This window comes from Sphingomonas sp. OK281 (genome assembly GCF_900115295.1).
GTDB lineage: Bacteria > Pseudomonadota > Alphaproteobacteria > Sphingomonadales > Sphingomonadaceae > Sphingomonas.
Genome location: NZ_FOVZ01000001.1, coordinates 960995 through 984774, shown reverse-complemented (window position 1 = coordinate 984774; position 23780 = coordinate 960995). Strand labels below are relative to the sequence as shown.

Here is a 23780-nt window from a genome sequence, read left to right as displayed (position 1 = left end):
TCGACTACGCTCAGGGCGAACGGGGAAGGGGGGCTTCTCATCGCTGTTTGCTGAGCGTGACGTCCGCCCAAGCTGCTGGGCAAGGTGTGCTCGCATTTGGACTGTCCACACCTCTCCCGTTCGCCCTGAGCGAAGTCGAAGCACCGCTCTCCACGGGTGTTAAGCTCGTGGCGAGGGGCCCTTCGACTGCGCTCAGGGCGAACGGGAGGGGGTGGCCTCTCCGGTCGCTATTTGTAGAGCGTAGCGTCCGCCCAGATCGCAGGTTGCGGCGTCCAGGCATTCGCCGCCGCACCACTCCCCCGCGCCACCAGTTCGACGATCCGTACACCCACCACCTTCGCCTCCAGCGGTACCGCGGCCTCACCGAACCCCATCGGGCGGGACTTGGCGAGCAGGCGACCGTCGCCCCATACCTCGAACACCGTCGTACCCGAACGTGGCTGGCCGGAATCGTTGATGCCGACCTTGGCGGCGAACCGCGCGTAACCCTGGTTGCGGACTTCGAGGCGGGAGTTTGCGAGCACGCCGATCCCCGTGTCGAAGTCGGTGCCGGCCACCCGCAACAGCTTGCCGTACGGTGCGCGGTCGGCTTCGGCGCCGCCCCAGCCGCCATATTGCGGGTGCTCGCCACCGCCGCGCGTGCCCGTCCACGGCGTGATCGACTGGTAGATCGTCGGATCCGGCTGCGGCACGACCACGCCGTCGGTTGCCGGATTGACGCGTCCGGTCTGTTCCGAAAGGTACAGCCCGCCCGGCAACCGCCGCGTGCCGGTCGCGCGGAAGATCAGCGTCTCGTGCGGCGCGAGCGTCACCGCGATCTCCTTGCGGAAGCTCTGCTCCTTCTTGGTCCAGAGGTCCTTCAGGCGCACGTCGGCGGTCGGCAGCATCTTCAGCTGCTCGGCGGTCAGCACGGCCTTGGCGGGCGAGGCGGTTCGGTTGAACAGCGCGACGCCCTTGCTGCCGTCCGCGAGCGTCTTGACGAAGGTCTGCACCTCGGACGAGTCATAGGCGAGCACCGCTTGGTTGCCCACCGCATCCTGGTTCAGCGCGACGATGTCCGCGTTGCCGAAGATCGCGAGCAGGTCCGGCGTTAGTTTCCGGAGATCGTAGCCGATGATCAGCGGCGCGTTGAGCATCGCCCACAAGGCGAAGTGCGAGCGCGCCTCTGCGCTATGTCCCGCGTCGAAATCGCCGGTGCCGACGAACAGCATGTCGGGGTCGTTCCACGATCCCGGGTGCGCATAGAGCGCGCGGTGCGTGACGGTGTCGAGGTTAGTCAACATCCGCGGCCAGACCGGCTGGATGTCGTCGCTCGTGCGCGAGGTGTTGCCGACGTCCTTGCCCCAGGCGCGCACGTCGCCCGCGCCCCCCAGGCACAGCGAATAGACGTAGGGCCGGTCGCCCGCGTGCGTGTGCAGCGCGGTGTGGACCTGTTCGTAGAGGCGGCGGATGCCGGCGATGTCCGTTCCGCCGAGCGACTGCATGTCGACGAGGGGCGTGAGGGCGCGGTACAGGCCGGACTTCACGCGCGGTGCGTCCACCGGCAGGCCGCGCGCGCCGCAGCCGTCGACCTTCAGGAAATCGAAGTTCCATTCGGCGAAGAACAGCGCGATGTCCTGGTCGACATGGCCGTACAGCCCGACCTCGCGCTCGGCGACGCTGCCTTCGGGCTGGTTCTTGAAATCGGGCGTGTAGATCTGGCCGCAGGTGTTGCGGCCGATGTCCGAATAGATGCCGACCTTGAGGCCCATCGCGTGGAGCCGGTCGGTGAACGGGCGGAAGCTGGTGTCCGCACCGGTCGCGGCGGACGGGAAGTGGCTGGTGCGGATCAGCAGCCGGCCGTCGGGCTGGCGACGCTTCAGCCACCAGCCATCGTCGATATTGACGTAGCGATAGCCGATGTCGCGTAGCTTGGTGTCGATCAGCGCCTGCGCCGAGGCGAGCACCTTCTCCTCGTCGACGTCGCTGTTGAAGGCGTTCCACGAACTCCACCCCATCGGCGGCACCGGGGCAGAGCCATCGGTGTTCGCGCTCCATTTGCCGGTCGCGGTCAGCGGATCCGCCAGTGCCGCGATCGGCGTGCAGAGCGCGACCAACGCGGTGCCGAGCGTCGCGAGTGTTCGCACGCGGCTCACTTGGGCAATTCCGCCGACTGGCGCGCGGTGAAGCTAGCCGTCTGCCCTGCGACCCCCGTGCCAGGCTGCCCCGCGCCCACCGTCACGCGGTAGGTGCCGGCAGCGACCGAACGTGCACCGTCCAGCGCTACCGAACTCAGATCGCGCGGCGACAGGTCGAACGTCACGCTGCGTGCTTCGCCGGGGCGGAGTGCGACGCGCTGGAACCCGCGCAGCGCGATCCGTGGGGTGCCCGGCCGATCGGGGAAGTCGAGATAGAGTTGCGCGACCTCCTCGCCCGGCCGGTCGCCCTGGTTGGTCAATCGCGTGGTGACGCGCAGGCCGTTCTCCGCGCCGCCGCGGGCGGGCGTGACGGTCAGCGGCGCATAGCCGAACTTGGTGTAGCTCAGCCCGTGGCCGAACGGATAGACCGGCGTGCCCGCGAAATAGCGATAGGTGCGGCCCTTCATCGCGTAATCGCCAAACGGCGGCAGGTCGCCGACGCTGCGATAGAAGGTGAGCGGCAGGCGGCCCGACGGGTTGGTGCGGCCGGTCAGGATGTTGGCCGCAGCGGTGCCCCCGGTCTCGCCCGGATACCAGGCCTCCAGCACGGCGGCGGCATTGTCCTTCGCCCAGGCGAGATTGATCGGGCTGCCGTTCATCGTGACGAGCACGATCGGCTTGCCGGTGGCCTTGGCCTGTTCGAGCATCGCGATCTGGTCTGCGGGCAGGTCGAGCGTCGTCTTGTCGCCCCCTGAGAAGCCCGGCACCGTCACGCCGGTCTCCTCTGCCTCCAGGTCGGAGGTGAGGCCGACCACCGCGACCAGCACGTCGGCCGCGGCGGCGGCGCGACGAAGCTCGGCGGACGGCGCATCCGACACGCGCTTCCACACCAGGTCGATCCCGCTGCCCTCGGCGCGGATCGCATAGCGCTTGCCGCCCTCGAGTTTCACCGTCGTCATGCCGGGCAGGTCGTTCCAGCGCGTCTTGCGTCGGTCGGAGATCATCTTGCCGTCGAGTGTCAGCGTGCCACCCGATCCCGACAGGCCGACGCGGTAGGTGCCGCTTTCGGGGGGCACCAGGAAGCCGGTCCATTCGGTGCGGTGGACGTCGGTGACGCGTGCGAGATCGAGGTTGCGATCGCCGACGTCGGGCTCGATCCGCGTGACCACCGGCTGGGGCTGATACTTGGCGGCGGCGACGAGCTTCTCGCGCGTGCCGCGGGCATATTGCGCAGGCATCGGCGTCGTCGGATTATAGTAGCGCGCGAGCAGGCCGGGCTTGCCGTCGGGCGTGAGCAGCGCGGACGTCGGGACGCGGTCGCCGTCCGTGACGGATTCCCCGAACGGCACGAGCGTGACCTGGCTCGCACCGAGCGCGGTCTTCAGCCCCTCCAGCACCGATACCGGCTGGCCCGACAGCGGCGACGAATAATTGCCGCGCAGCACGCGCGTCGCATCGCCGAGCGGGCCGATCACGGCGAGCTTCACACCAGGCTTGAGCGGCAGGATGCCGTCGTTTTTCAGCAACACCATCGATCGCTCGGCCGCCGCCAGTGCCAGGCGGCGATGCTCGGGGGCACCGACGACGCTGGTCGGCAACGCCTTGGGGGCGCCGGCAAGTCCGGGCAGGTCGCCGTTACGATACCGCGCGGTGAACAGACGAACGAGGCTCTGGTCGACGTCCGCCTCGGTGATCAGGTCGCGGCTTAGCGCGTCGCGGTACCGGGTCTCCAGGCCTGCGGTATCGCCCAGCGTCTCGCCGTTGCATTCGTTGTCGACGCCCGCGCGCATCGCGGCGGCGACCGCGGCGGCGCTGTCGGGCGCGTATTTATGGTTGTCGGCGATGTCCTTCACCGCGTCGCAATCGGACACGACATAGCCCTTGAAGCCCCACGCACCGCGCAAATGCTCCTTGAGCAGCAGGTCGCTGGCGCAGGCCGGCTGGCCGTCGATGCGGTTATACGCGCACATCACCGAGCCTGCGTGCCCGTCGACCAGCGCCGCGCGGAAAGCGGGGAGGTAGGTGTCCTCCAGGTCGTGCGCGGAGATGTAGACGTTGGCCTGGTGGCGCGTGCCCTCGGGACCGCTGTGGACCGCGAAGTGCTTGGGCGTGGCGATCACCTGCGGGCGATCGGGGTTGGGGCCCTGCATCCCGGTCACGAACGCGACGCCCATCGTCGCGGTCAGGAACGGATCCTCGCCATAGGTCTCCTGCCCGCGGCCCCAGCGCGGATCGCGGAAGATGTTGATGTTGGGCGACCATGTGTCGAGCCCGGTGCCGATATGCCCGTTCCTGCCGGTCTCGCGGCCCAGCGTATGCAGCCCGCGCACCTCCGCGCTGATCGCGCCCGCGACGTCGTGGACGATCGGCGCGTCGAAGCTTGCGGCAAGGCCGATCGGCTCGGGGAAATTGGTGGTCGCGAGCGGCCCGAGCGCGCCGTGCAGCGACTCGGTCCACCAGTTGTACGCAGGCACGCCGAGCCGCGGAATGGCGGGCGCGACGTTGAGCAACTGCGGCAGTTTTTCTTCGAGCGTCATCCGCGACACCATCGTCCGCGCCATCTGCTCGGCCAGGTCGGTCGCGGTCCGCTGGGTCGGTGCAGCGGCCGGCTCGCGCGCGATGGCGGGGGAGAATGCGAGCGCAAGCCCGGCCGTCGCCATGGCTTTCGCCTTCATGGTCATGCGCATCGTCCGTCTCTCCCGTTGCGGCGCGCTTGTGCGGCCGTTCTTGTTCTTCGCACCCATTCGAAGCTTATCGCGCCGGCAGGACCGGCACTTCGAACGTGCCGACGGGCAGCGGTGCGTCGTCGGCAAGGTTGGTCGCCGGGGCGTCGGCCCAGGCGTAGCGGACGCGTGTGACGGGTTGGCCATCGCCGGGCAGCGTCACCTCGGACCCCGCGACCTTGCCCGGAGCGTAGCGGCAAGTGCCGACCGCGGCGCCGCACAGTTCGAAGCCGATCGCCTGCGCGGCACTGCGGGCATGCAGCGCGCCCGTCACGCCGCTGAACCGCACCGTGACGCCGCCATCCGCACTACGCCGCGCATCCGCGACGGCAGGGCCGGACGGCGAAACTTTCTCGCCGTAGACCGCGGCGCGCATCACGCGCGCGAGCCTTTGCCCGACCTCGTGCTTCTCGCCGGGATGGATGTCGAGCGCATCGCCGAGGTCGAGCGCGACGGCGATGCCGGCATGCGGGTCCGCCGCCGCGACGCGTCGCTGCACATCGCGGACGTCACCCCATCCGCTTTCGCTCGGCGCGATCGCCGGGCTGCCGTAATTGGCGAGCTGGACGATCCCGAACCCGGTTTCGGGCGTGCCGAAGCGGTGGCGCCAGTCGGCGATCAGCGCGGTCATCCGGCGGTCGTAACCCGGGATGCCGGTGTCGGACTCGCCCTGGTACCAGGCCATCCCGGCGAACTTCGTAGCACCAAGCGGCGCGATCATCGCGTTGTAGAGCGTGCCAGCGCCGTTGATGTCGTCCCACGGCACGCGCGGTGCGGCGCCAGCGAGCCGCTTGGCGATCGCATAGCGCCAGCCGGTACCAAGCGGCACGCTGGTCCCGTCAGCGAACGACAGCCGCATCGAATCCGCCGGACCAGTCATCCCGCCATAGGCATAGACGTCGTCGTCGTTGACGGTAACCACGTTGCGCCCCGCCTTCAGGCTGCCGGCGGGCAGGGCGTAAACCCGCGATTGCGACGCGAGGCTGCTCCCACCCACGCCCACGCCGTTGACCCAGGTGCGGTCCGCGTCGTCGACCATGCCCAGCACCAATGTCGCCGGGCCGCGTGCCTGTTCGGCGGTCAGCTGGACCTCGTGCTGGTACCAGATCATGCCGTTATAGTCGGCGAGTGCGGGGACGCCCCAGGTCTCGAAATTGGTCATCGCGGGCACCGAATGCCAGTCGAGTACGGCATCCGGCTGCCACGGTTCGCGGCCGGCGGCGTCGCCCGAGCCGTCGCGCCACCAGCTTTCCCAGATCGTCGATGCTTGCCGGTTGGCGGCGGCGGGATCGCGGGCATAGAGCGTGAGCAGGTCGGCGGGGGCGCCGAGCCCGGCCTGGCGCAGCGCGGTATCACTCATCCACGCGCTGATCCGCGAGCCGCCCCAGCTCGAATGCACCGCGCCGATCGGTACGCCCGACGTGCGGCGCAGCGCCTGGACCATGTAGAAACACGCGGCCGAGAAGCTGGGCGCGGTGGTCGGGCCGGACACCGCCCAGCGGGGCTGTTCAGCAAACCGCGCGACCGGTGCGGCGGCGGAGACCTTGGCGATCGTCAGCAGGCGCAGCTTGTCGTCGACCTCCGGGTGCGCGTCGGGGAACAGGCCTTGGCCCTGGTCGACGCGGAGTTCCATGTTGCTCTGGCCCGAACACAGGAACACGTCGCCGACCAGGATATCGCGCAGGACGGCCGCACCGCTGGGGGCGGCAATCGTCAGGTCGTACGGCCCGCCGGCGGGGAGGGCGGGCAGGCTCGCCGAAAAGCTGCCGTCGCGCGCGGCCTTGGCGGTGACGCTGCGCCCGGCGAGCGTGATCATCACGGTTTCGCCGGCTGCTGCCTGTCCGCTCAGGACGATCGGCTGCCCACGCTGGATCACCGCGTGGTCCCCCAGCACGCCGTCGAGGCGCGGAGCCGCCGACGCGGCGGTCGCGCCGATGGTTAGGATCGCGCCGATGGCCAGGCACGCTGTGACGGTCCGCATGTCCCTACTCTCCTAAAGGCTAGATCGGCTGGAGGCCGTGCCGGACGATCCGGTCGATCAAATCGCGATGGCCGGGCAGGCTGCCGACAAGTCGCTGCGTCTGAACTTGATTTTCGTAGCGCGCGCGCCGGGCCAGCGCATCGTCCGCCTCGATCGCGCCGGGCATGATCGCGGTCCGCGCGCCCATGCCGTACAGCACATATTGGTAGCTTGCAGACGGAAAGACCTCCTCCGCGCGATCGAATTCCTCATGGAGCCAGGGCGACTGGTACAGCCACAATTCCATCAGTTCGCGCAGCCGGTCCGGAATGCTCTCGGGCCGGACGTTGTCGCGCCAGAAGTCCGTGTCGGTCCGTTTCGTCAGCGCATAATGCAGCTTGAGGAAATCGATGATCCGACCCCAGCGATAGGTCGTCGTCTCGTTGAACCGTCGCGCGACGACGTCCATCACTTCGCGGCGGGGCGGCATCTGTTCGGCGATCATCTTCGCCGACAACTCGATCAGCACGATCGCCGATGCCTCGAGCGGCTCGAGAAACCCCGCCGCCAGCCCCACGGCAACGCAGTTGCGCACCCAGAACGTTTCACGGTGCCCCGCACGGATCGACAGCTTGCGGACCGACAGGTCGCGCGCGGCCGGGCCGATATAGGCACGCAGTTCGCCTTCCGCCTCGTCGACGCTGATATGGCTGCTCGAAAAGACATGACCGACCCCGCGCCGCGTCGGCAGCCCGATATCCCAGATCCAGCCGGCGGATTGCGCGGTCGAGATCGTGTGGCTCGCGATCGGATCGTCCGGCAGGTCGTAGGGGACCTGAATCGCCAGCGCGGTGTCGCAGAACAGCACGTCGCTGCAACTGCGGAACGGGACGCCCATCGCCTTGCCGATCAGCAAGGCGGCAAAACCGGTGCAGTCGACGAACAGGTCGCCGGCGATCGTTATACCCTGGGCGGTATCGAGCCGCGCTATATCGCCGCCCTCATCGAGATGGACCTCGTTCACATCGGCCAGCACGTGCCGGACACCAAGTGCCTCGCAGCAATGGCGCTGGAGGAAATGCGAGAACTTGCCGGCGTCGAGGTGATAGGCGTAATTCGCCTGCCCGTCATATTCGGGCGTGGTCATCGTCTTGGGGCCGCGTCCGGCGTCGCACAGGCGACCTTGCGGCGTCACCGTGTCGCAGAAACTGTCGTCGCCGCCCTCCGCCAGCCAGTGCGGGGCGAGGTTCACCTGCCCGAACTGCTCGGGCAGCATCAGCGGATGGTAATACCCGTCGTCGACCGCCCCCGTGGTCCAGCGGTTGAACCGGGCGCCCTGCTTGAACGACGCGCTGCAGTGACGGAAGAATTCGGTTTCGGAGACGCCCATCCGCTTGAGCGTGGTCCGCAGCGTCGGCCAGGTGCCTTCGCCGACCCCGATCGTCGGCACGTTCGGCGACTCGACGAGCGTCACGGTGAAGCCGTGCGGGCGCCGCCCCTGGTGCTTGGCCGCGATCACGCCCGCGGTCAGCCACCCTGCGGTGCCGCCGCCGACGATAACGATGTTCTGAATTTCGTGCATGGTGCAGCGTATTCGAAAAAAGGCGGAGCACGAACAGGTCATGCTCCGCCAGGGGGAGGGGGATCAGAAGCGGAAGCGAACGCCGGCGGTGTAGCGGCGGCCGTAATCGAACACGTCGAGCAGCTGGTTGTCGTAGCGCCCGTGCGTGCTCTGCTGGTTGTTGTTGACGTTCAACGCTTCGGCAAAGACGCTGAACTGCTTGTTGATGTCGTAGCTCGTCGACAGATCGACCTGAAAGCTCTGGTCGACGAAGGTCGGCTCCGACCCGAACGCCCCGGTATTCTGGTTCTGGCCGAACTGGAGCAGATACTTGTCGCGCCAGTTGAGCGCGGTCCGGAACTGGAACCCGCCCTTGTCGTAGAAGCCGACGAAGTTCGCCGAATTCGCCAGCCCCGTGACCGCGAAGCCGGTCTGCGAGATGTTCTTGTCGTCATACGGCCGGTTGGTGTTGACGAAGGTCGCGTTGGCCTGGAACCCGAAGCCCGAGCTGCCGAACACCTGCTGCCACGCCAGTTCGACGCCGCGGACGGTCGCGTTGGGTCCGTTGACCTGCTGCGATACGGCAAAGCTCGCCAAGGTGCCCGTTGTCGGGTCAACGAGCCCGTTGATCGACTGCCGCGTCACGCCGCCGATGATGAAGTTGCTGACGTTCTTCAGGAAGAAATCGACCGACAGGTACGAGTTGCGCTGATAATACCATTCGGCGGCAACGTCGAAATTGTCCGCCAGATACGGCTTCAAATTCGGGTTGCCGCCGCTGGCCGTCAGCGCGCCGACGCGCTGACCGTTGCCGACGTTCAGCACCGGGTTGAGCACGCTCAGGCTCGGCCTGGTCAGCGTGCGCGAGGCGTCGAAGCGCAGCAGCAGCGTATTGGTCACTTCGAGCTTCGCATCGATGCTGGGCAGAAGATACGAATAGGAGCTGTTGGTCGTGTTCGGCACGATCGCGGTATAAGTCGGGATGCTGAGCAACGACGGATCGGCGGTGCTGGTCGTGATCGAGGTCGGCAGACGACCTTGACCGGTCGCGCGCAGGTTCGTCGTCTCGTTACGGACGCCCGCGTTGAACGTAAACGGCATGTCGCCGATGTCGGCCTTGAAGTTCACGTTGAAGTATAGCGACCACGTCCGCTCGCGCACGTTCAGCACGCTGCCCGGATCTACCGCCTCGTCGAACGCGCCGCGGAAGCCGAGCAGGCCGTCGCCGCTCGTCGGGCTCGGATAATTGAAGCCCGGAATGTTCTTCGCGTATGGATTGCCCAGGCTCGTCAGGTAATTCTGGTACGCGGTCGGGCTGAACACGAACACCGACGGCGGCAGGCTGCCGTTGAAGCCCGGAATGAAGTCGTTGAGGCTGATCGAGCCCTGGTAGATGTTCGCAGGAACCGGCGAAATACCCGTCGTCCGCCCCGATGGACCGCCATAGCCCGCATAGGCCTGCCAGAAGTTGTTGGTGAACGTGCTCTGGTTGCGGAAGTTGAACGTGTCCTGGTAATATTGGCCGCCGGCCTTGATCGTCAGGTCGTCCTGCTTCCACGTGGCGTTGCCGCGGAACTGGAAGAGTTCGTCGGTATTCTTCTGCGTCTGGTTGACCGTGACGTGCGTGCCGATCAACGACTGATCCGCCCAGCGCGCGCCGTCGCCGGCGGGACCGAAGTTGCTGATCGTCGGGAACGCATCGCTGCTCTTGCCGTCGACCTTGAAGCGCAGCACATTGCCCAGGGCGTTGCCGTAGCCGATGTCGCCATTCTTGCTGCCGATCACGTTCCCCGGATTGAGCCAGCTCTTTGCGTAGGAGCCGTCGGCTTCGAGCGTCAGGTGTTCGGTCGCATCGTATTTGACGTTGAGGCCGGTCTGGTTGGTCTGCAGGATCTGCTTGTTTTCCGCCGCAGTGAAATCGGTCGGGCTGCCGGCCTGCGTGAAGTCCACCGCCGTGCCGTTCTTGTCGAGCGTGACGTTGCGCAGATCGCCCTGACTGAACCACACGCCGAACGCGTAATTGTCCTGGTTGATCGTCTGGCGCGAGAAATTGTTGTCCAGCGTGACCATCAGGTCGTCGGTCGGGTGATACTGGAACGCGACGCGCGCATCGACGCGCTCGTCCTTCACGCGCTGCTGCTCGGCGCCATATTGTTGCGGGAACCAGCCGGGCAGGTTCTGGCGATTGTTGGGATTGGCGTAGTTCGCCGACGTCGGATCGCTGGTCGGCGCGCAATTTGCGGCCCCGGCGTTGCCGGTCAGCTGGCACGGCGCGAAATTGCCGCCGGGCCAACCCGACACGTAGACGCGGTTGGTCTCGGTATCGCGCCGCGTATAGATCGCGTCGGCCAGGACGCCGAACGTCTCGTCCGCGTTGGTGCTACTGATGAGCAGGCCGGTGGTCGGCACGACCTTGCCAGAGCGATCCTGGATCGAACCCGAGCCGGTGGCGGCAAGACGGAAGCCGGGGTGATCGAACGGCTTGGGGAACTGGATGTTGACGGTCGCGCCGATCGAGCTCGATGCGAGCGTCACGTCGGGCGTCTTGAAGACGCTCAGCTGGCCGATGAAGTCGACGCCGACGGTGCTGAAATCGATCTGGCGCCCGCCGGTCGCGGTCGAGATGCGGCGACCGTCATACAGCGTCGTGTTGAAATCGCCGCCGAAGCCGCGAACCGTGATGCCGGTCGGCTCGCCGCGCGACCCCGAGCGCTGGATCGATACACCGGGCAGGCGCTGCAAGGCGGCGGCGACGTTGGAGTCCGGGAATTTGCCGATATCTTCGGCCGAAATGACGTCGACGACACCCGACGAGGTGCGCTTCAGGTCGAGGTTGCGCTGGAGCGAACCGCGCAGACCGGTAACGATGATTTCGTCGCTTTCGCCGGCAGCGTTACCTTGCGACACATCGGCGGCAGTCACCGCGTCCTGCGGGCGCCCGGCCTCGGCTGCGGTCGTCGTGTTAGCGGTAGCCGTAACGGCAGGCTGTGCTGCGGCGGGTTGCGCCGTCGTGCTGTTCTGAAGGTTGCCCTGGTCCTGTGCGGACGCCGGAAGCCACCAGATCAACGCAAGAGCGCTCGATGCGCAAGCGATCCTCCTCGTCCGCTGTGCGGCGCGGTGGAAGCCAATTCCTGCGTGCTTTTGTACTGTCATTTCAACATCCCCTCATGAGAAATCGCGCCGCCCTTCTGATATGGGGCGTGTGCGACCTAGTTTTCGAACAGCCGAGTCGGGGTGTTCTTCCACCCTCTTTTCCTCTGCGGTAGCGCTCACAGTACGCAGCCGGAGGGCTATTGCAAGCTTTTGTATGAGTGATTGATACGCCTTTGCATTCGTGTCGCGCTGTGCAATCTGACGGACAAACACGTCGGTTCGGAGAGGGGTACGGGGTGGCCGTTTGGGAAGTGCTGACGCGTGCACGACATGCGACGCTGGGCGTATCGCGCGCCGCCGATGGGGAACGTCATTTCGCGCAGATCGTCGTCGACGAGTTCGTTCGTGCGTCGGCTTATTATCCCATCCTCTTCACGAAGCATCCCGAGACGGGGGCGTTCTACGCGGGCGTCGTCATGGGTATCGAGCCGGGCCATAATCTGGTTGCCGTCCGTGGTGCGCTGCCGGACTATCGACCTGCCGACCTCGAACGCCAGGGGTTCTACGTCACCGATGGCCAATTGGTTGTCGACCTCGATCATCCGGTCTTCGGCGAACCGGATGGCGCGGCGTTGTTCGATCTCGATGGCGAGCCTGCACCGATGTTGCGTCGGGTCCAGCACGCGTTGCATACCTTGCAGGTCGGCATCCCCGAGACGGACGCGTTCATCCAGAGGCTTCTCGCGCATCGTCTGCTCGAACCGATCGACGTGACGATGGACTTCGATGACGGCGAGCATCTGCGTCTGGATGGCCTGTACACGATCAGCCTCGATGCGCTGCACGCGCTTCCCGATGCGACGGTGCTCGCGCTGTTCCGGAGCGGCGACCTGCAACTCGCCTATGCGCAAACCGGCTCGGTACGCCATTTGCGCACGCTTGCGCGGATGCGAAACGATCGAACCGGCGGGGATGCCGCATGATCGACGCGCCCCCGGCGGAGGCGCTGACCGTTCCCGACGCCTTCCGGGCGATGGTGATGGAACGGGGCGAACCCGTGGTTCTTCGCGGCGTAGCGCGGGATTGGCCGATGTTTGCAGGCGCTGCGACCCCCGGCGGCGGCCTGGACGGCGTGGTCGAGCAGCTGAAGCGATTCGATGCAGGGCGCACCGCCGAAGTGTTTGTCGGCGATCCTGCTATCGGTGCGCGTTATACCTATGACGAGGCGCTGACCGGGTTCAACTTCGAGCGTCGCGCAATGCCGTTCGGCGCGGCGCTTGCCGAAATCCTCGATGGTGCCGGCCGGCCCGCGGCATCCAGCATGTACATGGGATCGCTGCCAGCCGAGACGTATCTGCCGGGTATCGAACAAACCACCCGGCTTGCCTTTGTTCCCCCGACCGTCCAGCCGCGCATCTGGATCGGCCATGCGTCGACGGTCGCGTGCCACTATGATCAGATGGACAACGTCGCCTGCGTGGCGGCGGGGCGACGGCGCTTCACGCTGTTTCCGCCAAACGCGATCCACGATCTGTATGTCGGACCGATCGATTACACGATGGCCGGCCAGCCGATCAGCCTGGCGGTCGACAGCGATCGCGGCGATCCGCGCTACCCGAGGTTCGAGCGGGTCCGCGACCGTGCGATCGTGGTCGAACTGGAGCCGGGCGACGCGCTGTACGTCCCGAAGCTCTGGTGGCACAAGGTGGAGGCGCTCGGCGACGTCAACGTGCTCGTCAACTTCTGGTGGGACGCGTTCGCGACCGGCCCGGACCGCCCCTATACCGCGATGATGCTCGCGCTGCTGGCGATCGCCGAACGCCCCCCGGCCGAGCGCGCCGCGTGGCGTGCATGGTTCGATCACTACGTCTTCCGCCCGGACGGGCACCCTCTGGCGTTTTTGCCTGCCGAGCGGCACGGCGTGCTCGGCGCCGGTTCGAAGGAGAATCATGGCCGCATGCGGACGATGATCATGCGCCTGCTCAGGGGCGGGTGAGCGCCGGATATCGCAGCACAGTGGTGACGTTTGCGCTACCGAGGGTGCTTGGGGCACTCACTCGGCGGGCGGTGTCTCCAGGGGCAGCGACGCAGTCGACTGGCGCTCGACTATGGCGTGGGGGAGTACGTGATCGGCGCGCTTGCCCGAACGTCGCGATGGCATGCCGATCTCCGAAACAAGCAGGCCCAGCGCCTCCGCAGCGAGGCGTCGCACCGGCTGGTGTACCGTGGTCAGCGGCGGCCAGAGCATGACCGCCGCCGTGGTATCGTCGAAGCCGACGACCGTCAGTTCGCCGGGCACGTCGAGGTGCCGCCGGTGCGCGACCGAGACGACCGCCGCCGCCATGTCGTCGTTGCTGGCAAAGATCGCGGTCGGGGCGGGGTTGGCCTGGAGCAGCTGGTCACCCGCCGCGAGCCCCGACGCAAAGCTGAAATCACCCTGCGCGATCGTCGACCGCACGCCGCCGGTTTCACGCACGGCCGCGTAGAACCCGTCGAGTCGCTGCAAGCTGGCGACCTGGTCCGGGTTGCCGACGACGAAGCCCAGGCGGCGATGCCCGAGGTCGATCAGCCGGCGCGTCATCTCGTAGGCAGCGAGGCGATCGTCGATCCGGACACAGATCGCATCCTCGATGCCGAGGGTACCGATACCATGCGCGCCAACCGCCGCGACCGGTACGCGAGCCTTGCGCAGGACATCCAGGACGGCGGCGGACTCGCTGAGCGGGGGGGCGCAGATCAGGCCGGAGATACCCGATGCGACGAGGTCTTCGAGCGCAGCCTGGTCGGGAGGGCGACCGTTCTCGCCCTTGAGCAGGATCAGGCGCGCGCCGCGCGTCGACGCTTCCTCGAACACGCCCGTCAGGAAGTCGCTCATGAAGGCGGCGCTGGGGTTCGAATAGATCACGCCGATCTTCAGCTCGGCGGCGGTCACCAGGCTGCGCGCCGCCAGGTTGGGCGTATAGCCAAGCGCGCGGATCGCGTCCTGCACGCCCGCCCGCGTCTGCGGATCGACGCCGGGGCGATCGTTGATGACGCGCGAGACCGTCATTGGCGATACCCCGGCCTGCGCGGCCACGTCGATGATCGTCGGGCTGCGCAAGCGCCCAGCGCGTTCCTTCACACCGTTCCTCTCACGTTTCGCGCCACGACGCGGGTCCTGTCGAACGCCCTTGCCCTATACCTTAGTAGACATGATGCAACACGACGACCGTCGAGTGGACGAAGGAACGGCATACGACTGTTCCGATGTTGACGTTACCATTACACCACGTAACAAGAGCGGCGGCGCGCCGGCCTTGGGTCGCCGACGTCGAAATCAGTCCGGCATGTCGCCAAAGGGAGTAGCCGGTGCGGCGTTTTTCGAACCTTCGCTGGACGATCATCGGCTTGTTCGTCGTGGCGATGGTCATCAACTACCTCGCGCGCAGCGTGCTGGGAGTCGCCGCGCCGGCGATCATGGCCGAACAGCATATCAGCGCGGTCGAATATTCGTGGATAACCGGGGCGTTCCAGGTCGGGATCATGTTCCAGCCGGTCGCCGGCTATCTGCTCGATCTGGTGGGCTTGAAGATCGGCTTCACGCTGTTCGTCGCGGTCTGGTCGATGATCACGATGGCGCACGGACTGGCCACGGGCTGGCTCGGGTTCGCCGGACTCCGCGGTGCGCTGGGTTTGGTCGAGGGGTCGGCCCAGCCTGCCGGCATGAAGCTGGTCGCCGAATGGTTTCCGGCAAAAGAGCGCGGCGTGGCCGGTGGCATCTACCAGATCGGGGCGTCGTTCGGCGCGGTGTTTGCCCCGCCGCTCGTCGCCTGGGCCGTGCTCAACCATAGTTGGCGCGCAGCCTTCTTCGTCGCGGGTGGCCTGGGGCTGCTCTGGGTGATCGCCTGGCTGGTCTGGTACCAGACCCCTGCGCGGCATCGGCATCTGTCGGCTGGCGAACGCGCCTACATCGTCGAAGGACAGGAGGTCGCGCTTGCCGTGACGCGGCAACGCCCGCCGCTGTGGGCGCTGCTGCGCCGCCGAAACCTCTGGGCGATAGCCGGTGCGCGCTTCCTGGCGGATCCGGTCTGGGGGATGCTGTCGCTCTGGATGCCGCTGTATCTGGTCCAGGTGAGGCATTTCGATCTCGGGCAGATCGCGCTGTTCGCGTGGCTGCCCTTTCTGGCGGCCGACCTGGGCTGCCTGTTCGGCCCCGCGGTCGTCGCATGGTTGCAGCGCCGCGGCGTCGACCTGATCGACGCGCGACGCTGGGCGTTCACGCTCGGCGCGGTGCTGATGACGGGCATGATGTTCGTCGGGACCGCGAGCAGTCCGGTCGCGGCTATCGCCTTGTTGTGCCTCGGCGGGTTCGCGCACCAGACGCTGTCGGTGACCGTCATCACCCTGGCATCGGACCTGTTCCCGCAGGATCAGGTCGCGACGGTCACCGGCATGTCCGGCACCGCGGCCAATCTCGGCGTGCTGATCTTCACCCTGGTGCTCGGTTCGCTGGTAGGCGCCGTCGGGTATCAACCGTTCTTCGTCCTGCTCGGCCTGCTCGATCTCGCCGGCGCCGCGCTCCTCTGGTCTTTGATACGAAAGCCTGCATGACCATTCGCAATCCGATCCTGCGCGGGTTCAATCCTGATCCCTCGATCGTGCGCGTCGTCGACGATTACTATGTCGCGACCTCGACGTTCGAATGGTATCCCGGCGTCCAGATCCACCATTCCCGCGATCTGGCAAACTGGCAGGTCGTCGCTCGGCCGCTCAGCCGCGCGAGCCAGCTCGACATGCGCGGCAATCCGGATTCGTGCGGTGTCTGGGCACCGGACCTGAGTTATGCGCACGGTCGCTTTCACCTTTTGTTCACCGATGTGAAGCGGTACGGGCAGACCACCGTCGACGGTGCAGGGGGCGCCTCGTTGCGCGATTTCCACAATTACATGGTGACCGCTGAGCAAATCGACGGCCCGTGGTCGGACCCGGTACACCTCAACAGCAGCGGCTTCGATCCCGCCCTGTTCCATGACGACGACGGGCGAAGCTGGCTCGTCAACATGCTGTGGGACCACCGGCCGGACCGTCGACGGTTCGCGGGAATCGTCATCCAGCAGATCGACCTCGATACCGGCCGAATGGTCGGTGAACGCCGCGGGATCTTCGAAGGCACTGCGCTCGGCTTCACCGAGGGACCGCATCTCTACAAGCGCGACGGCTGGTATCACCTGCTCGTCGCGGAAGGGGGAACCGAGCGTAGCCACGCGGTCGTCATGGCGCGGTCGCGCGAACTGTTCGGCCCTTACGAGGTTCATCCCGACGGTCCGGTCCTGACTGCCATTGGCACCGGGCGGACGACACCGCACGGCGCGGACTTGCAGCGCGCCGGGCATGGCGATCTCGTCGACACGCCGACGGGCGAGACGTACATGGTCTACCTTTGCGGCCGTCCGCTGCCGCGCAGCGATCGGTGCGTGCTAGGCCGCGAAACCGCGATCCAGCCGATGCGCTGGGGCGACGACGGCTGGTTGAGGACGTCGGACGGACAGGGGCGTCCGCAACTGGACGTGGCGACCATCCCGGGTTCGCCGGAGCACAGCCCGCTGATCGAGCATACCAATTTCGACAGCAGCATCTTGCCGACGACGTTCCAGTGGCTCCGTACGCCCTATCCAGACCAGTTGTTCAGCCTGGAAGCACGCCCCGGCCATCTCCGCCTGCACGGTTGCGAGACGATCGGCAGTCATTTCGTCCAGTCGCTGGTCGCGCGCCGCCAGCAGGCGTTCCGCTATCACGCGGAGACCCGGACGGATTATACGCCGCATCACTTCCAGCAGGCCGCCGGACTGGTATGCTATTATAACGCGACCAAATTCCACTATCTGCATGTCACCGCCGGCGACGACGGCCAGCGCCAGCTCCAGGTCCTGTCTGCGATCCCCCGCGATACCCAAAGGAGCACGCTGACACCGGCCGTCTCGATCGGGCTGGGCCCCGTGGCGTTACGGGTGCAGGTGGATCACGAAACGCTCCACTTCGGTTACCGGCTCGGCGACGCACGCGAATGGGTCTGGTTGCCCGAGATATTCGATGCCAGCATCCTGTCGGACGAGGCGACCTTGCCAGGCATGCCCAACTTCACCGGAGCTTTTGTCGGCATGGCGTGCCAGGATCTGTCCGGCACGGGGCATCCCGCGGACTTCGGCTATTTCCACTATGAGGAACAGCGCGATGCGTGAGCGACAGCCGGCTTGACACGTCCGATGCGGCGACCGAACTGACGGCAACAGCCCTAGCAGGACGATCCCGTGACTAGCACCCCGACCGAGACCCAGTATTTCGAAAGCTTCGACGGGACGCGAATCGCGTGGCGCGAAGTGGGCGAGGGCCGGCCGGTGGTGTTGATTCACGGCTATTTCTCCGACGCGAAGACCAACTGGATCCGCTACGGTCATGCCGCGAAGATCGCGGCAAAGGGCTTCCGGGTGATCATGCCGGACCTGCGCGCACACGGCGAGAGCGACAAGCCGCACGGGCTGGAGGCGTATCCGGCCGATGCCCTGACACAGGACGGACACGCGCTGGTCGCGCACCTCGGGCTGACGGAGTATGATCTTGGCGGGTATTCGCTGGGCGCGCGGACGACGTCGCGGATGCTGGCGACCGGCGCGACCCCGCGCAAGGTGATCTTCTCCGGCATGGGGCTTGAGGGACTGACGCAGACATCGCGCCGCGCCGGGCATTTCCGCAATATCCTGACGAAGCTCGGCCAGCATGTTCAGGGCACGCCGGAATGGCTGGCCGAAGCTTTCCTGAAGACTACCGGCGGCGACCCGGTCGCGTTACTCGGCATTCTCGAAACGTTCGCCGATACCCCGCTCGAGACCGTGAAGGCAATCCAGCAGCCGACACTGGTGGTCTGCGGCGGGGAGGATCAGGACAACGGCTCGGCACCGGACTTGGCGGCGGCGCTTCCGAACGGAACATATGTCGAAACCCCCGGCGGCCACATGAGCGCCGTCGTGAAGCCCGAACTCGGTCAGGCGATCGCCGACTTCCTGGCCGCGTGACTCGGAGCGGGCGCAACTCAGACAGTCGATCATCGTCAACCCGGTTGACCGCGCCGCGCCGCTTCCGCACTCTGGACGCATAATCCAGGGGAAGCACATGATCCGTACCGTCTCTCTGATCGCGCTCGCGTGCGCGATCGCCGCGCCTGCCGCCGCCCGGGCCCAGGCCGCACCCGCATCGACCGCCACCGGCAAGCCGACTGTCGCGCAGGCCGACGCGTTCGTTGCGGAGGCCGAGGCGGCGATGGCGGCGGCCTCGCTCGACGCCAACCGCGTGGCATGGGTCAACGCGACCTACATCACCGACGATACCGATGCGCTGGCGGCCAAATCCGGCGCGGAGATGACCGATCTCGGCGTCAAGTACGCGCTCGGTGCGGCGCGGTACGCGTCGCTGCCGGGACTGTCGTTCGATACCAAGCGCAAGCTCGACCTGCTGCGTGGTGGGCTGACCCTGCCGGCACCGACGCGGCCCGGCGCATCCGAGGAACTGTCGACCCTGACCACCAAGATGTCGTCGTCCTACGGCAAGGGCATGGGCACGCTCGACGGCAAGCCGATCAACGGGTCGGATATCGAGGCCGCCATGGGCTCGACGCGCGATCCCGCCAAGCTGACCGAGATGTGGACGAGCTGGAACGACAAGGTCGGTGCGCCGATGCGCGGCGACTATGCGAAGATGACGTCGATCTCCAACGAAGGCGCACGCGAGCTCGGCTACAAGGACGTCGGCGCGTTGTGGCGCTCGGGCTACGACATGACGCCCGAGCAGTTCGCGGCGCTGACCGACACGATCTGGAAGCAGGTCGAGCCGCTGTACATGGCGCTCCACACCTACACGCGGTGGAAGCTGAACGAAAAATACGGCGACGCGGTGCAGGCGAAGACCGGGCCGATCCGCAGCGACCTGCTCGGCAACATGTGGGCGCAGGAATGGGGCAATATCTACGATATCGTCGCGCCGAAGGGTGCGGGCGACCTCGGCTACGATACCGGCGAACTGCTCAAGGCGAAGGGTTATGACCCGCTCAAGATGGTGAAGCAGGGCGAGGGCTTCTATTCGTCGCTCGGCTTCGCACCACTCCCGGACACGTTCTGGAAGCGGTCGCAGATCACCAAGCCTGCCGATCGCGACGTGATCTGTCATGCGTCGGCGTGGGATATCGACAACAAGGACGATATCCGGATCAAGATGTGCACGAAGGTGAACGCGGACGACTTCGTCACCATTCATCACGAGCTCGGCCACAATTACTACCAGCGGGCGTACAAGGCTCAGCCGTTCCTCTACGCGAACGGCGCGAACGACGGGTTCCACGAGGCGATCGGCGATACCGTCGCGCTGTCGATCACGCCGGATTACCTCGTCAAGATCGGGTTGCTCGATCAGGCGAAGGCGCCGAGCGCGGACAAGGATATCGGGCTGCTGCTGCGCCAGGCGATGGACAAGGTCGCGTTCCTGCCGTTCGGGCTGCTGATCGACAAATGGCGCTGGGGCGTGTTCTCGGGCCAGATCCCGGCGACCGGCTATCAGGCTGCGTGGGACGCGTTGCGGCTCCAGTATCAGGGGATCAAGCCGCCGGTCGTACGCGACGAGACCAAGTTCGATGCGGGCGCGAAATACCACATCCCGGCGGCGGTGCCGTACACGCGCTACTTCCTGGCGCGTGTGTTGCAGTTCCAGTTCTACAAGGCGGCGTGCGACCAGTCCGGCTGGAAGGGGCCGCTGCATCGCTGCTCGTTCTACGACAACAAGGCGGTGGGGACGAAGTTGAACGCTATGCTGAGCATGGGCCAGTCGAAGCCTTGGCCGGATGCGTTGCAGGTGTTCACCGGGAGCCCGGAGATGTCTGGCGCGGCACTGGTCGAGTATTTCGCGCCGTTGAAGGTCTGGCTGGACGTCCAGAACAAGGGCAAGCCGACCGGCTGGTAAGGCAGCCACCTCTGGCCGGGATCGTCCGGCCAGAGGCGCTACGGCTTGCGCGGCATCGTCACGCGCGTCGTTGCGAAGGCGCCCAGCACCATCAGCGCGCCGCCGAGGTACAGGATGTTGCGAGGTTCGCCGCCCATGACGGAGTGGTAGAACAGCGGCACGGTCAGGCTCTCGATGATCATCGGGATGACGATGAACATGTTGAAGATGCCCATGTAGACGCCGTTGCGCTCGGGCGGGATCATGTCGATCAGCATGATGTACGGATTGCCCATCATGCTCGCCCAGCCGATTCCGATGCCCAGCATCGCCACGAACAGCGCCGCCTCGGTGCGCAGGCCGGGGATCGCCAGCATCGCCACGCCCGACGCGAGCAGGCAGGCGGCGTGCGCGCTCTTCGCACCCCAGCGGCGGGCAAACGGCACCAGCGCGATCGCCGCGACGAACGCCACCGCGTTGTAGAACGCGCCGAGCTGGCCGACGGTCAGCACCGTATCGCGGAACGCCGCGCTCTTGGCATCCGACGTCCCGTGCAGCGACCGCGCGACCGCGAAGGTGATGAACTGCCAGTACGCGAACATCGCGTACCATTGGCACAGCATCGCCAGCGCTAGTTGCCGCATCGGCCGCGGCATCTCGACCAGCGCGGTATTGAGGTCGCGGAGCGTGCCGCCGAGCGTCAGCGGCTCCTTCGCCAGCCGCACCTTCTCCTCGGCCGGCAGCGGCAGTTCGGGGACGCGGACAACCGACCAGACGATCGTCGCCAGCGACAGCACCGCGCCGATCAGGAACGCGATCCGCGTGATGTCGGGGATGCCGTTGCCGTCGATCGCATCCTTGTTGAAGCCGATCCACACCAGCAGCGATGGCGCCAGATAGGACAGCGTCTGCGCAAGCCCGGTGAACGCCGACTGCGTCAGGAAGCCCGCAGCACGCTGGTCGTCGGGCAGGCGATCGCCGACATAGGCGCGGTACGGCTCCATCGTCACGTTGTTGGCTGCGTCGAGCACCCACAACAGGCTGGCCGCCACCCACAAGGTCGGGCTGTACGGCATCGCCAGCAGGCACAGGCTGCACAGCACCGCGCCGATCAGGAAATATGGCGTGCGACGGCCGATCCGGGTCGAGGTCCGGTCGCTCATCGCGCCGATCAATGGCTGGATCAGCAGCCCGGTCATCGGTCCGGCGAGCCACAGCAGCGGCAGGCTCGCTTCGTCGGCACCGAGATAGCCGTAGATCGGCGCCATGTTGGCCTGTTGCAGACCGAACGAGAATTGCAGCCCGAGGAAGCCGAGGTTCATCTCGATCAGCCGCATGAGCGACAGGCGGGGTTTGGTCGAAAGGCCGAAGTTCATCATCGTCATGCCTTTTGTACGATCCCGCGAGGCGTGGACCGATCGATCCTCCCCCGCCAGGGGGAGGTGACGCCGAAGGCGATGAAGGGGGAAGACACGAAACAGCGGTTCGTCTTTACCTCCCCCTCCGTCAGGCTATGCCTGCCACCTCGTCCTTGCGGGGGAGGATTGCGAAAGTGCACGATCACGTCGCCGGACCTGCCCAGATGACGCCCCAAGGTTCGACAGCGAGGGAGGCATCACAAGGCTGTTCGGACAACCGATCCTGCCAGCCCGCCAAGCCATCAACCTGCATCGCAGCGTCGGAAAAATTCAGGAACACCCGGTCACTACCGCAGCCGATCCCGAGCAGGGCAGGGGAGCCCGTCGTAATCGCTACCGGCGAACCGGCGCCGCCGCTGGCAATACGTGCCGCCCGCAGCGCTTCCAGATCGCCGCTGATCCGCCGCGCGGTGGGACCATCGAGCGCCGCCCAGTCCATGTCCGGCCGGTGCAGCCAACGACCTTCATGCGCGCGTTCGGGATCGTCCAGATAGCCGGTGTCGTTGAGCAATCCCGCTTCGTCGCCCATGTACGTCGTCGCCAGGCCGCCGCTCGCGATCGACAGCGCGTTGAGCAGCGCGATCCGCCGGAACGCCATTTCGCGCGCTGCCTCGTCGTCCGCCGCTTCGAGCCCCGCCAACGACGCCATCGTCCCGTTCGAGCCGTGCAGCACCGAGCCGTCCGACTGGAACGGCGCGCCACGTGCCCAGCTGCCATCGCCGCCTTCGAGGAACCGCGCCGCGACCTTCAACCGGGCGACAGGATCGGGATCGATCCCGGCGAGGTCGCCGATCACCGCGCCCCAGCCGATATCGTCGTGGCAGCGCGCATAGCTAAGCCAGTTGGCGCCGCGGGGCAGGCCACCGCTCGCCTCGACGATCGCATGCGGCAGGGTGGCGGACTGTTCGGCCAGCGCGACCCAGCCAGCGACCATCAGCGAGTTGTTGTAGACCAGATGGCATTCGGGCTCGAACCCGCCATCCCAGTCCGCGCCTTCGTCGGCACCGAAATACGGTGGCACGAGCGCGGTCGGGACGATCGCCTCCGCCTTCAGCAACGTCGCGGGTGCCACGATGTCGAGCGCGGCGCGCAACGCCCGAACGATGAAATGCGCTTCGGGACGATTGCGGCAATCGGTGCCGATCTGCTTCCAGAGGAACGCGATCGAGTCGAGCCGGAACGCCTCGAAACCGTGGTTCGCCAGCCGCAGCATCGTATCGACGATCGCGAGCATGACTTCGGGATTGGACCAGTTGAGGTCCCACTGGAACGGATAGAAGGTCGTCCAGACCTGCCCGCCCATCGCCGGCACTTCGGTGAAGTTGCCCGGCGCGGTGGTCGGGAACACCTGCGGGAGGTTTGCCTCGTATGCCCGAGCCTCGCCCTCGCTCAGAACATGATAGAAGGCGCGATAGCGCGGATCGCCCGCCAGCGCCGCCTTCGCCCAGGCATGATCGTCCGCGGTGTGATTGAGCGCGAGATCGACGCACAGGCTGATCCGCCCCTCGCGCAGCCGGGCGGCAAGCCGCTCGACCTCGTCCATCGTCCCCAACCGCGGTTCGATCGCGAGATAGTCCGCCACCGCGAAGCCACCGTCGCTATCGCCCTCGCGTGCCTTGAGCAACGCGAGCAGGTGCAGATACCGAACCCCGAGCGACTCGAGATGGTCGACCTTGCCGATCAATCCTTCGACCGTTCCTGCGAACCGGTCGACATAGGTCGAATAGCCCAGCATGTCGGGCGCGACGAACCAGTCCGGATCGGCCAGCCGCGCGTCGTCGAGCGCGACCATCGCCGCTGGCCGTTCGCTCGCCCGGTCGCGGAGGATCGTCTCCATCCGCGGCCAGAGCGACGCCAGCCGCTCCGTACCATATAACCGTTCGAGCTGGCGTTCGAGCCGGGGGGCGAGCGCGTCGAGGCGCCGCTCGGTAGAGGACAAAGTCACGC

General features: G+C 66.5%; 14 protein-coding genes. 6 read left to right on the top strand and 8 right to left on the bottom strand.

Annotation, left to right across the window (positions count from 1 at the left end):
- Positions 1–227: 227 nt before the first annotated feature.
- The 5 genes from BM244_RS04495 to BM244_RS04475 form a co-directional block, all read right to left on the bottom strand.
- Complete coding sequence (locus tag BM244_RS04495; RefSeq protein ID WP_368086047.1) at positions 228–2135, bottom strand: NPCBM/NEW2 domain-containing protein; 1908 nt, start codon at positions 2133–2135, stop codon at positions 228–230.
- Entirely contained in the window at positions 2132–4804 is a 2673-nt protein-coding gene (locus BM244_RS04490) for a glycoside hydrolase family 3 C-terminal domain-containing protein (protein WP_093398115.1), read from the bottom strand. Before BM244_RS04490 ends, BM244_RS04495 begins: the two co-directional genes overlap by 4 nt.
- 64 nt (positions 4805–4868) lie before the next feature.
- Positions 4869–6821 (bottom strand): sialate O-acetylesterase, encoded by a 1953-nt coding sequence (locus BM244_RS04485; protein ID WP_093397633.1) that lies wholly within the window; start codon positions 6819–6821, stop codon positions 4869–4871.
- 19 nt (positions 6822–6840) lie between these two features.
- A complete protein-coding gene (locus BM244_RS04480) occupies positions 6841–8382 on the bottom strand; it encodes a tryptophan halogenase family protein (protein ID WP_093397631.1) in 1542 nt (513 codons plus the stop codon).
- A 63-nt stretch (positions 8383–8445) separates the two neighbouring features.
- Entirely contained in the window at positions 8446–11514 is a 3069-nt protein-coding gene (locus BM244_RS04475) for a TonB-dependent receptor (protein WP_093397630.1), read from the bottom strand.
- A 236-nt stretch (positions 11515–11750) separates the two neighbouring features.
- Here BM244_RS04475 and BM244_RS04470 point away from each other — a divergent pair, with 236 nt between their 5' ends.
- Positions 11751–12437, top strand: coding sequence for a SapC family protein (locus BM244_RS04470; RefSeq protein WP_093397628.1), 687 nt, complete (start codon positions 11751–11753; stop codon positions 12435–12437).
- Entirely contained in the window at positions 12434–13450 is a 1017-nt protein-coding gene (locus tag BM244_RS04465; protein ID WP_093397627.1) for a cupin-like domain-containing protein, read from the top strand. Before BM244_RS04470 ends, BM244_RS04465 begins: the two co-directional genes overlap by 4 nt.
- A gap of 57 nt (positions 13451–13507) precedes the next feature.
- On the opposite strand, the gene BM244_RS04460 is transcribed toward BM244_RS04465, so the two are convergent.
- Positions 13508–14575, bottom strand: a complete 1068-nt coding sequence (locus BM244_RS04460) for a LacI family DNA-binding transcriptional regulator (RefSeq protein ID WP_093397625.1) — start codon at positions 14573–14575, stop codon at positions 13508–13510.
- A 227-nt stretch (positions 14576–14802) separates the two neighbouring features.
- On the opposite strand from BM244_RS04460, the gene BM244_RS04455 reads away from it, so the two are divergent.
- The 4 genes from BM244_RS04455 (at position 14803) to BM244_RS04440 (ending at position 20436) form a co-directional block, all read left to right on the top strand.
- Entirely contained in the window at positions 14803–16044 is a 1242-nt protein-coding gene (locus BM244_RS04455) for an MFS transporter (RefSeq protein WP_254784260.1), read from the top strand.
- On the top strand, positions 16041–17672 hold the full coding sequence (locus tag BM244_RS04450) for a glycoside hydrolase family 43 protein (RefSeq protein WP_093397624.1): 1632 nt from the start codon (positions 16041–16043) through the stop codon (positions 17670–17672). The genes BM244_RS04455 and BM244_RS04450 overlap by 4 nt, the downstream gene beginning before the upstream one ends.
- A 123-nt stretch (positions 17673–17795) precedes the next feature.
- Positions 17796–18503 carry an alpha/beta fold hydrolase gene (locus BM244_RS04445; protein WP_254784306.1) on the top strand — a complete coding sequence of 236 codons (708 nt, stop codon included), beginning with the start codon at positions 17796–17798 and terminating at the stop codon, positions 18501–18503.
- 97 nt (positions 18504–18600) lie between these two features.
- The gene (locus BM244_RS04440; RefSeq protein WP_093397621.1) at positions 18601–20436 is read left to right on the top strand and encodes a M2 family metallopeptidase; all 1836 of its coding nucleotides are present in this window, start codon (positions 18601–18603) and stop codon (positions 20434–20436) included.
- Positions 20437–20474: 38 nt separating this feature from the next.
- Here the strand turns inward: BM244_RS04440 and BM244_RS04435 are convergent, their stop codons facing one another.
- Together BM244_RS04435 and BM244_RS04430 are read right to left on the bottom strand one after the other, a co-directional pair.
- On the bottom strand, positions 20475–21800 hold the full coding sequence (locus tag BM244_RS04435; RefSeq protein WP_254784259.1) for an MFS transporter: 1326 nt from the start codon (positions 21798–21800) through the stop codon (positions 20475–20477).
- 175 nt (positions 21801–21975) lie between these two features.
- Positions 21976–23778, bottom strand: a complete 1803-nt coding sequence (locus BM244_RS04430) for an alpha-amylase family glycosyl hydrolase (protein WP_139226858.1) — start codon at positions 23776–23778, stop codon at positions 21976–21978.
- Positions 23779–23780: the final 2 nt, after the last annotated feature.

What these genes read in the sequence shown, in the direction of transcription:
- BM244_RS04435 (WP_254784259.1), bottom strand. Translation starts at nt 21,800, where the DNA reads ATGACGATGATGAACTTCGGCCTTTCGACCAAACCCCGCCTGTCGCTC.
- BM244_RS04440 (WP_093397621.1), top strand. Translation starts at nt 18,601, where the DNA reads ATGATCCGTACCGTCTCTCTGATCGCGCTCGCGTGCGCGATCGCCGCG.
- BM244_RS04490 (WP_093398115.1), bottom strand. Translation starts at nt 4,804, where the DNA reads ATGCGCATGACCATGAAGGCGAAAGCCATGGCGACGGCCGGGCTTGCG.
- BM244_RS04450 (WP_093397624.1), top strand. Translation starts at nt 16,041, where the DNA reads ATGACCATTCGCAATCCGATCCTGCGCGGGTTCAATCCTGATCCCTCG.
- BM244_RS04485 (WP_093397633.1), bottom strand. Translation starts at nt 6,821, where the DNA reads ATGCGGACCGTCACAGCGTGCCTGGCCATCGGCGCGATCCTAACCATC.
- BM244_RS04480 (WP_093397631.1), bottom strand. Translation starts at nt 8,382, where the DNA reads ATGCACGAAATTCAGAACATCGTTATCGTCGGCGGCGGCACCGCAGGG.
- BM244_RS04465 (WP_093397627.1), top strand. Translation starts at nt 12,434, where the DNA reads ATGATCGACGCGCCCCCGGCGGAGGCGCTGACCGTTCCCGACGCCTTC.
- BM244_RS04475 (WP_093397630.1), bottom strand. Translation starts at nt 11,514, where the DNA reads ATGACAGTACAAAAGCACGCAGGAATTGGCTTCCACCGCGCCGCACAG.